A 16,059-nucleotide genomic window follows, 5' to 3' on the forward strand; every position below is an offset into this window, starting at 1 on the left:
ACATGAGTCAATTTTCAGACGAAATCAAGAGAAGAAGAACATTTGCTATTATCAGTCACCCTGACGCAGGTAAGACAACTCTTACAGAAAAGTTACTTCTGTTTGGTGGTGCAATCCACGTCGCGGGAGCTGTAAAATCAAACAAAATCAAAAAGACAGCCACTTCAGACTGGATGGAAATAGAAAAACAGCGTGGTATTTCTGTCGCAACATCTGTGATGGCTTTTGATTATGCCGATCATAAAATCAATATCCTGGATACTCCGGGTCACCAGGATTTTGCCGAAGATACTTTCCGTACATTAACAGCAGTGGATAGCGTTATCATCGTTATTGACATTGCAAAAGGTGTGGAAGCACAGACTCGTAAACTGATGGAAGTTTGCCGTATGCGTAAGACTCCGGTTATAGTGTTCGTGAACAAAATGGACCGCGACGGTAAAGACCCATTTGATTTGCTCGATGAAATTGAAGAAGAACTTCATATTAAGGTTCGTCCGCTAAGCTGGCCTATTGATATGGGACAGCGTTTCCGCGGTGTATATAATATTTATGAAGAGAAACTGAACCTTTACACTCCGAGCAAACAGTATGTAACTGAAAACGTAGAATTCAAGGATATAAACAGTCCGGAACTGGAAAACTATATCGACCCGGCTCAGGCTGCAAAATTGCGTGAAGACATTGAACTTATCGAAGGTGTATATCCGGATTTCGATGTAAACACATATTTATCTGGTGATATTGCTCCTGTATTCTTCGGTTCGGCATTGAACAATTTCGGTGTAAAAGAACTTCTTGACTGCTTCATCAAGATTGCTCCTTCTCCACGTCCTGTCCAAGCTGTTGAAAGAACTGTTGACCCTGAAGAAGAAGCTTTCACAGGTTTCGTATTCAAAATCCATGCAAATATGGACCCGAACCACAGAAGCTGTATTGCTTTCGTGAAAATATGCTCAGGTAAATTCGAAAGAAACGTCAACTACAAGCACGTAAGATTCGGAAAGATGATGCGTTTCAGCAGTCCTACAGCCTTCATGGCTCAGAAGAAGGAAGTTGTAGACGAGGCTTTTGCCGGAGATATTGTAGGTTTGCCAGATACAGGAAACTTCAAAATCGGTGATACACTTACTGCTGGAGAAGAGCTTCATTTCAAAGGTTTGCCAAGTTTCTCTCCTGAAATGTTCAAATATATTGAAAATGCAGACCCGATGAAGGCTAAACAGCTGAACAAAGGTATCGAGCAATTGATGGACGAAGGTGTGGCTCAGATGTTCACAAATCAGTTCAACGGACGAAAGATTATCGGAACTGTCGGTCAGCTTCAGTTCGAAGTCATCCAGTATCGTTTGCTTCATGAATATGGTGCTCAATGTAAATGGGAACCGGTCAGCCTCTACAAAGCTTGCTGGATAGAAAGTGATAATCAGGTTATGCTTGAGAATTTCAAGAAACGCAAAGCTCAGTATATGGCTGTTGATAAGGAAGGACGCGATGTTTATCTAGCTGATTCCGGTTACGTACTGATGATGGCTCAACAGGATTTCCCTGATATCAAATTCCATTTCACTTCTGAATTCTGATGAAAAAGTTTATTATATTGATTATCGGTTGTTGCATGTCACTGTTGGCATGCAAGCAACCGTCTGTGCAGTATTTCGAATACAGCGGAAGACTTCACACTCCTTTTCATATTAAATATGCATATACAGAACCTCTGGATGAGGAAATAAAGGGCGAACTAGACAGATTCTATCATCTGTTTAATGCTTTTGACTCAACATCTGTAGTTTCGCATATCAACCAGAACAAGAATATGGCTGTTGAAGATTCTGTTTTCACAAGCCTGTTCCGCACAGCAATGCTTGTTTCTGCATATACAGACGGTGCTTATGATATAACTTGCGCTCCACTGATTAATCTTTGGGGATTCGGGTTCAGCAATAAAGACAGTATAAGCCAGGCAAACATTGACAGCGTTAAACAATTCATCGGTTATCAGAAAGTACATCTTGAGAATGGTATCATCAAGAAAGATGACCCTAGATTGCTGCTTAACTGTTCTTCAATTGCGGACGGGACAGTGTGCGACATGATTGCCGATTGTTTCGACAAACATGGAATCACTGATTATATGGTTGAATTTGGTGGTGAAATTGTTGCCAAAGGCAAAAACCAACGCGGTGACTACTGGCGACTTGGAATAAACAAACCTCAGGACGATTCAACAGGAATAAATCAGGAACTCCAGACTATAATTCAACTTTGGCCAAAAGATTTGAGCGAAGAAAATGCCGTAAACAATGGAAGAAGAGGTATGGCTACTTCGGGAAACTATCGTAATTTCTACATTAAAGACGGTAAGAAATATGCTCATACTATTGACCCGAGAGAAGGTGTTCCTGTGCAAAGAGACGTTTTGAGTGCAACTATAATCGCACCAACAGCAATGCTTGCCGATGCTTGCGCTACAGCCTGCATGGTTCTGGGAAGTGACGGAGCCGAGAAGTTAAGAGCAAAACTTCCGATGATAGAATATTATCTGATTTGCGGTGATTCCACAAGCTACTATTCTATTTCATCCGCTGGATTTGACAAGTTTGTGATAAAATAATATACAGAGACTTTCCAAAAGCAAGTTTCACAGTTTTTCCACATCATTTATAATCAGAAAAATGATGTGACGGAAGCATAAAATAAACATTGGAAATATTTGCTCGTGATATTTATAAAAAAAGGTAGGCAGCTTTTTCCTGAAACACTGCGATGTTTTTTGGAAAAGCTGCCTACCTTTTTTATTGAATATCTATATATAATTTCTGTCATTCACATTCGGATAAAAAACCGAATACTCTTGTCAGCTTGTTTTCTTGTCAATTCGTTAACTGAGTAAACTTGAACAATCAATCTGCAGTTCTTGATACCGACTTTATATTCTCTATCTTAGACAGACGAACACACATTTTCTGAATGTCTTCAACGTCGTGAACTTTAAGCTTAATTTTTCCTTCGAACACGCCATCTTTGGCTTCAATCAGAAGTCGGATAATATTTACGTTGAATTCCTCAGAAATTGTTTTAGTTATTGAATAAAGCATTCCCAAGGAATCAATACCCTTGACTTCCAATGTAGCCTCGAATGAAGCATTTGTGTAGCTGCTCCAAACTGTATTAAGAATACGTTCACCGAAACTGCTCTTCAATCTCATAGCAATTGGACAAGAGCGCTTATGAACAACTACGTTTCCGTCATCATTAATAAAGCCCAAAGAATCGTCGCCCGGAATAGGTTTGCAACAGTCAGCAATTACATAGTTTTTCAAGAAACCCTCCTCTTTTAGAACATAAGGTTTCTTCTTATCGTACTTAGGCTTTTCTTTCTGCTCTGTTTTAGCTTCAGCAGTAGAAGGTGCGGAAGGTTTGCTGTCTGAAGAATATTTTGTTGCCATTCTTAAGGCAGATTTCACATACTTGAACAGCAAATTGTCACTCTTACCTTTTATTATCTTCTGAAGATTATCAGGTAATACTATATCACCCTTTTCAACAGAGAAGAACAAATCTTCCCTCTTTGAAAAGCCAAAATACATAGCCAGATTATCAATATTGGCTGGATTCGCGTCAATACCTGCAGAATGAAGAGCAGAAACGACTTTGACTTCACCAGCTTTAGCTGCCTCTTTACGAGAACGTTTAAGCGCAGCAGTTATTTTCGAACGAGCTTTAGCTGTAGTAATAAAATTCAACCATTCAGGTTGTGGAGATTGCGAACGTGATGTAAGTATTTCCACCTGGTCACCACTCGACAGTTTATGACTGAGAGGCACAAGTTTATGATTCACTTTCGCACCAATACTCTTATGACCAATATCTGAATGCAAAGCATAAGCAAAGTCGAGAGCCGTTGCACCTTGAGGCAAAGTCTTGATATCACCCTTCGGAGTAAAAACAAATATCTCGGAAGTATAAAGATTCAGCTTAATTGTATCAAGGAAATCCAATGCATTCGGGTCAGGATTCTCCAATATTTCAGTAATAGTCTGAAGCCATTTGTCCAGTTCTGTATCTTCCTCAACATGATTTTCCTTATATTTCCAATGAGCAGCAAATCCCTTTTCCGCAATGTCGTCCATTCGGCGGCTTCTAATCTGGATTTCAACCCATTGTCCGTCCGGTCCCATAACAGTCAGATGTAAAGCCTGATATCCGTTTGCTTTCGGTCGGCTCACCCAATCACGTATTCTATCCGGTCTGATTCTATAAATATCAGTAATTGCGGAATAGATATCCCAACACTGGTTTTTCTCATCAACGCCAGGAAGAGGTTCAAATATTATTCGGACTGCATAAATGTCATAAATATCTTCAAATGCGACCTTCTTAGTTTCCATCTTATTCCATATAGAATAGATAGATTTAACGCGGGCACGCATTTCATATTTCATACCCAAAGCCTTGAGCTTCTCATGCACAGGAGCCGCGAAATGTTCAAACAACTTATTTCGAATATCAGCAGTTGCCTCAAGTTTATTTGAAATCTCCTGATATTCTTTAGGATGTTCGTATTTGAAACTTAAGTCTTCCAACTCTGTTTTAATGGAAAAAAGACCAAGTCGATGAGCCAAAGGAGCATACAGATACAATGTTTCACCGGCAATCTTGAATTGTTTTGCAGGAAGCATTGAACCCAATGTACGCATATTATGCAAACGGTCGGCAATTTTGATGAGGATAACGCGTATATCGTCACTCATCGTGAGGAGCAATTTCCTGAAGTTTTCCGCCTGAGCAGAAGCCTGCTCACCGAATATACCTCCGGCAATTTTGGTCAGACCATCAACAATCTGAGCAATTTTCTCACCGAACATATCCTTTATGTCCTCGACTGTATAGTCCGTATCCTCAACGACATCATGAAGTAATGCAGCACAAATTGAAGTGGAACCAAGCCCCATCTCACAACATACAATTTTAGCCACAGCAATAGGGTGCATGATATAAGGTTCTCCTGAACGCCGTTTCACACCGGCATGAGCCTGATTGGCAAAATCAAAAGCCTTTTTGATTCTGTCAACTTTCATTCGGTGATTGGATTTCATATAAGCATCAAGCAGCTCATTGAATCCGTCTTGTATCATTTTTTCATCTGCAGAAAGAGCCGGAGCTGTTTCTTCAGTAACATTTATATTGTTCATTACTTCATTTGTATCGCTCATGGTTTTTGCCTCCTGTCTTTTTTACATAGTGTAGCTACAAATATAAGATTTTATTTATAAGAATAAATAAAAAAAGAGTACAACCTGCTTGATTTTTCAAACAAATTGTACTCAATTACGTCAAACCAATTAAGTTCTCAGTAGTCATCAGACAATCAAATTGCCTTAAAAACCTTTCAAATAATAACTTTAAATCTAAACACTGTATGAAAATATCGTCATCACGACGAAGCCAATTATTAGTCTTACGTCAGCGAAGTTCAACAAATTCAACAATATATCAATACATAATCGAAATAAAGCCATTTTTCACGTTCCAATCTCTGTAAATTCTCGACGAATCCGTTTATTTAGGCAAAATCTGAAAAACTAAAGGAAAAATCTATATTGTATAATAAATTATTACTAAATCAGCTTATTTTATATAAAATTCACACTACAGGAATCTTTAGAACTTGTCCCGGGCGAATCGTCGCATTTGTAAGATTATTTGCTTTCTGCAAATCTTTTGCCGTCAAACCTGGATATTTCTTAGATATAGTATATAATGAATCTCCTGATTTAACTTTATAAGATATAAAATCATTATTCACCTTAACAGAAGCACCAGACTTTGACGTTGTTTTATTTGTTGAAGATGATGACTTTGCAGCAAATGACACACCACCGTTATCTACATATAACTTCAGACGTTTTCCCCGAGCAACCTTATTGCTTCTCAAACCGTTCCATTTTCTGATTTGCTGGGCTGTCACACCATATTTATTTGCAATTATATATAAATTCTCACCACTTGCAACCGTATGTGTTATACGTTCCTGTGTAGTCATCTCCTTATCTTCACCGGCAAATGAAGAATTCAATGCAATACAATTGGCAAGCAAATCTTCTGCACGATGATTATACACTGTATCTTCGCAACTTACAAAAGCATATGTTTCGGCAGCTGGCAACTTAAGTACAGAAGGTTTTACGTTTCCCGGTATAATATCTCTCTTATATTGAGGATTCAATGCACGCAATTCTGTAACATCAAGGTTCAAGACATCTGCCACCTGCTGAAGATGAAGCATTTTATTGACCATCACAGTGTCCGTAGCTAATGGCAAAGTTGACTGCAAAGGACAGATATTATGGTCGCAATAATAATTCATTATATAATTTGCGGCGATAAACAGAGGCACATACGAACGTGTTTCTTTAGGCAAATATGGGAAAATAGACCAAAAATCTGTTTTTCCTCCTGAACGACGTATTGCCTTATTGACATTTCCCGGTCCGCAATTATAAGAAGCCAGAACCAAACTCCAGTCTTTATATATTTCATACATATCCTTGAAATAAAGGCATGCAGCTTCTGTTGATTTCAAAGGGTCGCGACGTTCATCCACAAGACTGTTTATTTCAAGTCCGTAACTTTTTCCCGTAGGCAACATAAATTGCCACAATCCGCTTGCACCTACACGTGAAAGAGCCACTGGATTCAGAGCACTCTCAACTATTGCAAGATATTTAAGCTCAATAGGCAAACCATGTTTATCCAATACGTTTTCTATAATTGGGAAATAGAAATCAGCCATACCAAGCATATAACTTACAAGATTACGGCGACGCTCAGCATATAAATCTATACAATCGCGAACCACCTTGTTATATGGCATTTCAATTATGCAAGGCAAACTCTTCAATCTGGCTGCATAAACAGAATCAGGGAAATATACGTTTTCTTCATCATCATGGCAATAGTCAAATTTCTGTGAGAAATACTGCACGTGCCACGTTTTCATCAAACTGTCAACATCTGCATCCAAGCTTTCGGGAATAAGACCTATGCTCTCACGGATAGAATCCACATTAGACAACGATGAATAATCCCGGTTTTCCTCAGGAATATCAGTCTGTGAAAAAACAACAGACGTACATAAACACAAAAATAAAGATAAAATATACTTTGCCATTTATTAAAATTTTAAACTACAGTTCAATCCATAAAGTTCGGAAGTCCGCGAAGTTCGTGGCGACACTACAGGCTCAACACGCATAGACAAATCCGGAGATATGTCAAAGTCAAAAAGCTGAGCATCAACATATGCATCTATGATAGACAATGCATAAACACCCACGGTTATTATAATACTCAAATCTCGATAGCGTCTGTAGTAATCTTTCTGGTTCTTCAGCGCATTCTGAAACTGAGTGTTGTCAACATACTCCAATGGGTCGGCTCCCGGAGAAAGAAGTTCCTGCCAGCTCTTGCTCAAATGGTCTTTGGTTATTACTATCTGTTCATCAGGGTCTTTCTTGGAATTCTCCTGAATCATATAATAGTCACTCATAATGTCCTTATATGCCGTAGAATAATCCTTATAATTGCGGTTATTCCAAGTCACAGCATACATACAGCCCATCAAACCACCATAAACAATAGGCAACTTCCAGTATTTCTGATTATAAATCTGTCCCAAACCGGGCACAAGTGCCAATAAGACTGCTTTTTTGGGGTCTGGTTTAAAAGCCGGAGCAAGTTTAACATTTGGAACAGATACAGAATCTGCTGAACGGAGCACAGCAGCCACTGTTGAATCAACCGGTTCCACAACAGCTACAGCAGAGTCTGCCTTTTGCAGACTAACGTTCTCTTGCGAATATCCCGGTTTACAAAACAGAAGCAAAAGAGACAATATTATCAGGAGACGAGTCTTCATTTGATATTATCCAGCAAACTAATCAATTTCTCCAATTCTTCTTCAGATGAGAACGGGATTGTTATTTTTCCTTTTCCTTTGTTGTTACAAACAAGCTGAACTTTAGTCTGGAAGAAACTTGACAGATGCTCCTTAAGCATATCATAACCTTCAGGCAACGCAGCCTTCTCAGCTTTCTGCTTTTCAGCCTTCTTGTCTTCCAACTTTCCTCCTGCTACTACGTATTTTACCAGTTCCTCAACATTTCTCACCGACAAACCTTCGGACAGAATCTGTTCATAAAGGGCAATCTGGACTTCAGGATCCTCAACAGATATAAGCGCTCTGGCATGTCCCATATCAATTTTACGGTCCTTCAATCCCATTTGTATTTCAGCAGGAAGTTTCAACAGTCTGACATAGTTGGCAATTGTTGTACGTTTTTTACCAACTCGTTCGCTCAACTGATCCTGAGTCAGACCATAGTTTTCAATAAGCTTCTGATAAGCCAATGCAATTTCTATGGCATTCAAGTCCTCACGCTGAATATTCTCGATAAGAGCCATTTCCACAACATTCTCATCCGCCGCAGTTTTCACGTAGGCAGGAATTTGGGTCAGCCCCGCTTTAAGAGAAGCTCTGTAACGACGCTCTCCGGAAATAATCATATACTGGTCATTTCCTGTTTCTCTCACTGTTATAGGCTGAATGACACCAAGAGCTTTTATTGACACAGCCAATTCGTCCAATGCTGCTTCATCAAATGCCGAACGAGGCTGCTCCGGATTGGGCTGAATCTTTGAAAGTTCTATTTCACAAATAGACGATGAACCACCTGTCTTAAGGTCATCCATCGTAATCAATGCATCCAATCCACGGCCCAACGCCGATTTTTTCATTAAAGCCATAAGTATTTAGTTCTTTAGTTTTTGAGCTTTTGAGTTTATAAGTTTTTTATTCGTTCCAACTCAAAACTTACAAACTATATTAACCCAACACTTATATATTTATTTACTAAGTTCCGCAAGTGCTTTACTTATGAAGTTGACAAGGCTTCAGAGACAAGTTAACAAGAGATATATTACTTATAAGTTGAAAATAAATATTACTCTATGTCTCTGTGAACATTACGTTTAAAAATCTCGTCAACTCGTTAACTGAAAGCTAAACCCGGCAAAACTTGAATTATTTATTTTTATCGATTACTTCCTGAGCCAGCTGCATATAATTGAGCGAACCTTTAGATTCCGCATCATACAGCAACACAGGTTTTCCATAGCTTGAAGCCTCACTAAGTTTCACATTTCGCTGAATAACTGTTGTGAACACCAAATCCTGGAACGGTCTCTTAACCTCTTCATAAATCTGGTTTGCCAAACGCAAACGTGAATCATACATAGTAAGAAGAAAACCTTCAATTTCCAACGACGGATTAAGTTTCGACTTGATAATCTTGATTGTATTCAACAACTTACTAATACCTTCCAAGGCGAAATACTCACACTGCACCGGAATTATAACCGAATCTGCGGCAGTCAAAGCATTTACCGTTATCAAGCCCAAAGACGGAGAACAGTCAATAAGAATAAAATCATACACACTCTTCAATGGAGTCAGCATACGCTTCAATATCTGTTCTCTGCTAGGCATATTCAACATTTCAATTTCCGCTCCCACAAGATCGATATGAGAAGGGATTATGTCTAAACCGTCAACTTCCGTATGAACTATAGCCTGCTTTGAATCTTCTCCATTTACCAGGCATTCATAAATAGATAATTCAACCTCACGGATATCTACTCCTAAACCTGAAGAGGCATTCGCCTGAGGGTCTGCATCAACTACAAGAACTTTCTTCTCGAGAGCTGCCAGCGAAGCAGCCAGATTTATCGTTGTAGTTGTTTTTCCTACGCCACCTTTCTGATTTGCTAAAGCGATAATCTTTCCCATAATGTTTTTATGTGCAATTTATTCTGGCGACAAAACTAAACATTAAAAACCGAACTCTATCAGAATCAATCGAAACATTGTTAGTTTTGTTGAAAAGTCACCTAATCTGTTGATAACTTACAAAGATAGTGAAAGGTAAGAGGAGAGACAAATATATTAACAATTTAAGTTTATTTAAATAAGTAATATATTTCTCAAAACAAAAGCGCATGTATAGTCTCATAAATACTATACATGCGCTAAATTTATTTTATAAAATCATCATTTACTACTATTGCGGAAATCATCCATCAACTCCTTGATAGTTTCCTTGACGCTCATTATACGCTTGGCGCGCCATGCATTGCTGCCGGCAAAAGCATATCCATTCTCGAAATTACCTTTGAAAGCATTATACAAAGCTGTTACAATGCAGTACGGGCTTCGCTCGATGTTGCACGTCTTTATGCAATTGAACGGACAAACTTTCGGTTGCTTCAAACCAAGCTTCACTTTCTCAAGGAAACTGCAATGGATTGCACGGCCGGGCATACCGACAGGACTCTTGATAATCTCAATGTCCTCCTCCGACGCTTTTATGTATGTTTCCTTGAAAGCTTCCGAAGCATCGCACTCCGTAGTCGTCACGAAACGAGTTCCTAACTGAACGCCCGATGCTCCAAGGTCCATCATGCGTTTGATATCTTCTCCCGTGTAAATGCCTCCCGCTGCAATTACCGGAATCTTCTTGTTGTATTTCTCTTCGAAATGAGAAACTTCTTCAACAACCTGAGGCAACAGTTCTTCCAAAGAATAGTGCTCATCGGTTATCTGGTTTTCCTTATATCCAAGATGTCCTCCGGCTTTCGGACCTTCAAGGACAACTGCGTCCGGCAGATAATCATACTGAGATTTCCATTTCTCGCAAATGATTCTTGCAGCACGCGCGCTGGATACGATAGGAACAAGCTTAGTCACACTGTCTTTCTTCAGGAAAGATGGCAAATCCAAAGGCAGACCAGCACCACTGAAAATGATGTCAACCTTTTCGGCAATACTTGTCTTCACCAATTCGGCAAAATCAGACAAGGCAACCATGATGTTCACACCGATTATACCTTTTGCCTTTTCACGTGCTTTACGGATTTCTTCCTTTAATCCCAAATTACCAGCTTCAGTGTAATTGTTGGGTGATAACTTTTTGTATAACAATCCGAGACCGGCTGCGGAAATAACGCCAATCCCACCTTCATTTGCTACAGCCGAGGCTAGCCCTGATAGAGAAATTCCGACGCCCATTCCTCCCTGGATAATAGGAATACGAGCTTTCAGATCTCCAATACTTAGTGTCTTCATTTATAAAAATATGTATATAGTGTTTTTAAAACGGCGCAAAAATAGCACAATAAATAAGAAAGTGAGCATATTTTTGAATAAAAATAGCACACTTTCCTATATTTTGTACTATTTACATTAGGAATAAAAAAATAAAGGCTGCTTATTTCCTAAATTAATAAGGAAATATAGCAGCCTTTTATCCGTTTATAAAACCAGTATATATCAGAATCTGTATCCTACGCTCAACTGAAGAACGCCATTGCGATATTTATCTGAAGTTTCAAATTCCCAATCACCCAAATCAACAGACTTGATAGAGTTTGTCAATCCGATATTATAATTCAATGAGATATTTACTCCCATATCGAACTGATAACCTGCACCGATGCCGATTGCAAAGTCGAATGTGTTTACTGCATCTTTAAAATCGGCAGAAGAAGAGTTTTCGAAACCTGTAGCTGAAACCTTAGCCTTGCTGCGGACATTAAATCCAAACTGCGGACCGGCAAACACGTTGAAACCTTCATATATATAATATTTGGCGTAAATAGGTATATTAAGATAATCCATATTCATCTTCACGTCACCACCCAGTTTCATATCATCAACCTGAACATATTCGCTGGCCTTGGTGCCTTGCATTGAATAATAGATTCCAGGCTCAATAGACAGTTTTTCCAACAGTGGAAGTTCCACTGCAAATCCAACATTCACTCCTGGTTTCATATCTCCTCCGGAATTGGAAAGATTAGCAAAATTCACTCCGATACGTGGCATAAAATGAAACTCCTGCGCATTGGCAAAATGAAATGTACATATCGCCAACAAAACAAATAAAATCTTTTTCATAAGCTTTCTGTTTTATAAAATGCTTTTCTTTAAAACACATTTGCCGATGAAAAGGTTTAATAAAAAGTAAGCTGAAATACATACGGACCGGCAGTAAAATATATACGGACCTACGAAGAAATATATACGGTCCGACGGGAAAATATATACGGACCTAGCAAAAATAAGTCCGAAGATTTTGAAACTTCTCTTCGAACGATTTTTCACAAAAAAAACACGGAACATACTATGTCAATAAGACATCTGTACATTCCGTGCCTCGGAAGTTTTATCAAGTTTAACAAGTTTCCCGACTTTAAATTCACTGAGTTCAAAAACCCTCGTCAACTTGTCAACTGTAAGTATAATTATCTATGAGCTTCAATCCATTTACGAGCATTAACGAATCCTTCAATCCAAGGAGTAACTTCGTCCTGCTTGCGGTCGTTAGGATAATAACCACACTGCCATGGGAAGATTGCACGTTCCGGATGAGGCATCATTGCCAAGTGACGGCCGTCGTTTGAGCAAACACCGGCAACTGACCAAGGCGAACCGTTAGGATTTGCAGGATAACCTTCGTAGTTATATTTAGCTACGATGTTGTATTCCTTCTCACCGTATGGGAAGCTGAACTTACCTTCACCGTGAGCAACCCAAACACCAAGTTTAGTTCCGCTCAATGAACCAAGCATAATTGAATTGTTCTTAGGAATTTCCAAAGTAACGAAGTTAGATTCGAACTTATGAGAATCATTGTGAACCATCTTGTGCTTAAGCTCGTGTTCCGGATAAAGCAATTCCAATTCTGCCATCAACTGACAACCGTTGCAAATACCCAAACTCATTGTGTCCTTGCGAGCATAGAAGTTGTCGATAGCTTTCTTAGCTTTTTCGTTATACAAGATACCTGCTGCCCAACCTTTAGCTGAACCAAGAACGTCAGAGTTAGAGAAACCACCGCAGAATACTATGAAGTTCACATCTTCCAAAGTTTCACGGCCGCTTGCCAAGTCTGTCAGGTGAACGTCTTTCACATCGAAACCTGCAAGATATAATGTATAAGCCATTTCACGGTCGCCGTTAGTTCCCTTATCACGGATAATAGCAGCTTTCACACCGCTAGGCTGACGACGGTCTGCCGAAATTCCATAATCAGCAAGTTTACCAGTGAAGTTCTTGTTGTATTTAACTTCAAGCGGCTGCATCTTGTAGTTTTCGAAACGGTTGCCTGCGCAAACATTTCCGCTCTGCTTGATATCCAACTTATATGAAGTAGAATACCAAACGTCACGCATATAGTCGATACCGAAGTGATACTGGATTCCGTCTTTTGAAACAAGGATATGACGTTCGTCTGTCGGTTTTGCAATTTCTGCGAATCCAACGCCGGCTTCTGTCATAAGCTTTTCAAATGCTTTCTTATCCTTAACCTGAACAAGGATACCAGGATTTTCAGCAAACAGAATCTTAACGATATCAGATTCGCTGATGCTGTCCAAGTTAACTTCCAAACCACCTTCTACGTTAGCGAAGCACATTTCCAACAATGCAGTAATCATACCGCCGGCAGAAATATCGTGACCTGCAAGAATCAAGCCCTGTTCGATTGCTTCCTGAACTGTGTTGAATGCGTCACGGAAGTATTCTACATCCTTAACTGTCGGAACTTCGTTGCCAAGTTTGTTCAATACTTGAGCAAGAGCAGAACCGCCAAGTTTCAAGCTGTCGAATGAGAAGTCTATATAATATATATGTGTATTCTTATCGTGAGTAAGAACAGGAGAAACGATTTTCTTGACATCGCTTACCTCAGCACCTGCTGAAATAATAACAGTTCCAGGAGCGATAACTTTATCGTCACCATATTTCTGAGTCATTGACAAAGAGTCCTTACCAGTCGGAATGTTGATACCCAATTCGCAAGCGAAATCAGAAGCAGCCTGAACCGCTTTATACAAACGAGCATCTTCACCGGCGTTGCGGCAAGGCCACATCCAGTTTGCACTCAACGATACGCTTGTAAGCTTTTCAGCCAACGGAGCGAATACGATGTTTGTCAAAGCCTCAGCAATAGCCATTACAGAACCCGCAGCAGGATCAACCATTGCAACCTGAGGAGCGTGACCGATTGAAGTTGCGATACCGGCTTTTCCACGGAAATCCAAAGCCACTGCACCAAGGTCGCTCAAAGGCAACTGCAATTCACCCTGACACTGCTGGCGGGCAATCTTACCTGTAACCGAACGGTCCACCTTGTTAGTCAACCAGTCCTTACAAGCAACAGCTTCAAGCTGAAGAACATTTTCCAAATAATGGTGCAATTCTGATTCCTTATAAACTACAGGCTGATATGATTCCACCACTGTGCTATCTTTCATGATTGTGCGTGGTGGCTTACCGAACATATATTCCAATTTGATATCGATTGGTTTAGTTCCGTCGGCCTGTTCGAATACGAACTGCATATCGTCAGTAGTTTCACCAACAACATACATTGGAGCACGTTCACGTTCTGCAATACGGCGAACACGTTCAACGTCTTTTTCTTCCATCAGCAAGCCCATACGTTCCTGGCTTTCGTTACCGATGATTTCTTTTGCAGACAAAGTAGGGTCGCCAACAGGCAACTGGCTCATGTCGATGTGACCACCAGTAGCTTCAACCAACTCAGACAAACAGTTCAGGTGACCGCCTGCACCGTGGTCGTGGATTGAAACAATAGGGTTATTGTCTGACTCAGCAATAGCACGGATTACGTTAGCTGCACGTTTCTGCATTTCAGGGTTTGCACGCTGAACGGCATTCAACTCAATACCGCTAGTGTACTGACCAGTATTTACAGATGACACAGCACCACCGCCCATACCGATACGATAGTTGTCACCACCAATCAACACAACTTTTTCTCCCGGTTTCGGGTCGCCCTTCAAAGCATCACGATGGTTAGCGAAACCAACACCACCTGCCAACATGATTACTTTATCGTATGCATATTTCTTGTTGTTTTCTTCGTGTTCGAAAGTCAACACAGAACCGCAGATAAGCGGCTGACCGAACTTGTTACCGAAATCAGAAGCACCGTTTGAAGCCTTGATAAGAATCTGTTCCGGAGTCTGATACAACCAAGGACGAGGGTCAAGAACCTTTTCCCATTCACGAGCACCTTCTGTGCGAGGATAAGAAGTCATATAAACCGCAGTTCCAGCAATAGGCAAAGAAGCTTTACCACCGCCCAAACGGTCACGGATTTCACCACCTGTACCGGTTGCAGCACCGTTGAAAGGCTCAACAGTTGTCGGGAAGTTGTGAGTTTCAGCCTTCAATGAGATAACAGTCTTGATATCTTTAATCTCGAAGAAATCAGGTTTGTCGCCGCTTGCAGGAGCAAACTGTTCAACAACCGGACCTTCATTGAAAGCCACATTATCTTTATAAGCAGAAACCAATTTGTTTGGATTTTCTGCAGAAGTTTTCTTAATCAAATTGAACAGAGAGCTTTCTTTTTCTTCTCCGTCAATAATAAATGTACCACCGAAAATCTTATGGCGGCAGTGTTCAGAGTTTACCTGTGCGAAACCGTAAACCTCACTGTCAGTCAGCTTGCGATTCAATTTTTCGCTTACTTCTTTAAGATAAGCAATTTCTTCGTCGCTCAAAGCCAAACCTTCCTGCTGGTTGTAGGCTTCCAAATCTTCGATGTAAATGATTGGATCCGGCTGTTTGCTGATAGTGAATATTTCCTGGTCCAAACCATTGTAGATACGCTGAAGCATTGGGTCGTGCTCAGCATCACCTGAAGCAACAGGGAAATACTCTTCGATACGAGAGATTCCGCTCAAGCCCATGTTCTGTGTAATTTCTACCGCATTTGTACTCCAAGGAGTAATCATTTCGCGACGTGGACCAACATACCAGCCTTCCATCACTTCGCTTTCCACCGGCGCAGCGTTACTGAAAAGCCATACCAATTTCTGTACATCTTCTGGAGAGAACGCATGTTTGGCTTCTACTGCCAACACGGTCTTTGTGGGAGATTGAAAAAATAGAATCATATTGTTGAT

General features: G+C 40.2%; 10 protein-coding genes. 2 read left to right on the forward strand and 8 right to left on the reverse strand.

Annotated features, from left to right (window positions below):
• Positions 1 to 2: 2 nt before the first annotated feature.
• Both ACYIAR_RS07705 and ACYIAR_RS07710 read left to right on the forward strand, forming a co-directional pair.
• On the forward strand, positions 3 to 1,583 hold the full coding sequence (locus tag ACYIAR_RS07705) for a peptide chain release factor 3 (RefSeq protein ID WP_480333227.1): 1,581 nt from the start codon (positions 3 to 5) through the stop codon (positions 1,581 to 1,583).
• Entirely contained in the window at positions 1,583 to 2,614 is a 1,032-nt protein-coding gene (locus tag ACYIAR_RS07710; RefSeq protein ID WP_480333229.1) for an FAD:protein FMN transferase, read from the forward strand. Before ACYIAR_RS07705 ends, ACYIAR_RS07710 begins: the two co-directional genes overlap by 1 nt.
• Positions 2,615 to 2,903: 289 nt before the next feature.
• On the opposite strand, the gene ACYIAR_RS07715 is transcribed toward ACYIAR_RS07710, so the two are convergent.
• From ACYIAR_RS07715 to purL, 8 genes are all read right to left on the reverse strand, one after another.
• A complete protein-coding gene (locus ACYIAR_RS07715; protein WP_480333584.1) occupies positions 2,904 to 5,195 on the reverse strand; it encodes a RelA/SpoT family protein in 2,292 nt (763 codons plus the stop codon).
• Between the two features lie 452 nt (positions 5,196 to 5,647).
• Positions 5,648 to 7,174 carry a lytic transglycosylase domain-containing protein gene (locus tag ACYIAR_RS07720; protein ID WP_480333231.1) on the reverse strand — a complete coding sequence of 509 codons (1,527 nt, stop codon included), beginning with the start codon at positions 7,172 to 7,174 and terminating at the stop codon, positions 5,648 to 5,650.
• A gap of 3 nt (positions 7,175 to 7,177) precedes the next feature.
• Positions 7,178 to 7,921 (reverse strand): DUF5683 domain-containing protein, encoded by a 744-nt coding sequence (locus ACYIAR_RS07725; RefSeq protein ID WP_480333233.1) that lies wholly within the window; start codon positions 7,919 to 7,921, stop codon positions 7,178 to 7,180.
• The gene (locus tag ACYIAR_RS07730) at positions 7,918 to 8,808 is read right to left on the reverse strand and encodes a ParB/RepB/Spo0J family partition protein (protein WP_480333235.1); all 891 of its coding nucleotides are present in this window, start codon (positions 8,806 to 8,808) and stop codon (positions 7,918 to 7,920) included. Before ACYIAR_RS07730 ends, ACYIAR_RS07725 begins: the two co-directional genes overlap by 4 nt.
• Positions 8,809 to 9,085: 277 nt before the next feature.
• Positions 9,086 to 9,850, reverse strand: a complete 765-nt coding sequence (locus ACYIAR_RS07735) for a ParA family protein (protein ID WP_480333236.1) — start codon at positions 9,848 to 9,850, stop codon at positions 9,086 to 9,088.
• Between the two features lie 261 nt (positions 9,851 to 10,111).
• Entirely contained in the window at positions 10,112 to 11,185 is a 1,074-nt protein-coding gene (locus ACYIAR_RS07740) for an NAD(P)H-dependent flavin oxidoreductase (RefSeq protein ID WP_480333238.1), read from the reverse strand.
• Positions 11,186 to 11,389: 204 nt separating this feature from the next.
• Positions 11,390 to 12,016 (reverse strand): porin family protein, encoded by a 627-nt coding sequence (locus ACYIAR_RS07745; protein ID WP_480333240.1) that lies wholly within the window; start codon positions 12,014 to 12,016, stop codon positions 11,390 to 11,392.
• 347 nt (positions 12,017 to 12,363) lie between these two features.
• The gene (gene purL, locus ACYIAR_RS07750) at positions 12,364 to 16,050 is read right to left on the reverse strand and encodes a phosphoribosylformylglycinamidine synthase (RefSeq protein WP_480333242.1); all 3,687 of its coding nucleotides are present in this window, start codon (positions 16,048 to 16,050) and stop codon (positions 12,364 to 12,366) included.
• Positions 16,051 to 16,059: the final 9 nt, after the last annotated feature.

Source organism: Parabacteroides sp. KHUB-01 (genome assembly GCF_056640935.1).

Coding starts and splice junctions, on each gene's coding strand:
- ACYIAR_RS07745 (WP_480333240.1), bottom strand. CDS start 12,016: ATGAAAAAGATTTTATTTGTTTTGTTGGCGATATGTACATTTCATTTT.
- ACYIAR_RS07735 (WP_480333236.1), bottom strand. CDS start 9,850: ATGGGAAAGATTATCGCTTTAGCAAATCAGAAAGGTGGCGTAGGAAAA.
- purL (WP_480333242.1), bottom strand. CDS start 16,050: ATGATTCTATTTTTTCAATCTCCCACAAAGACCGTGTTGGCAGTAGAA.
- ACYIAR_RS07730 (WP_480333235.1), bottom strand. CDS start 8,808: ATGGCTTTAATGAAAAAATCGGCGTTGGGCCGTGGATTGGATGCATTG.
- ACYIAR_RS07720 (WP_480333231.1), bottom strand. CDS start 7,174: ATGGCAAAGTATATTTTATCTTTATTTTTGTGTTTATGTACGTCTGTT.
- ACYIAR_RS07715 (WP_480333584.1), bottom strand. CDS start 5,195: ATGAACAATATAAATGTTACTGAAGAAACAGCTCCGGCTCTTTCTGCA.
- ACYIAR_RS07710 (WP_480333229.1), top strand. CDS start 1,583: ATGAAAAAGTTTATTATATTGATTATCGGTTGTTGCATGTCACTGTTG.
- ACYIAR_RS07725 (WP_480333233.1), bottom strand. CDS start 7,921: ATGAAGACTCGTCTCCTGATAATATTGTCTCTTTTGCTTCTGTTTTGT.
- ACYIAR_RS07705 (WP_480333227.1), top strand. CDS start 3: ATGAGTCAATTTTCAGACGAAATCAAGAGAAGAAGAACATTTGCTATT.
- ACYIAR_RS07740 (WP_480333238.1), bottom strand. CDS start 11,185: ATGAAGACACTAAGTATTGGAGATCTGAAAGCTCGTATTCCTATTATC.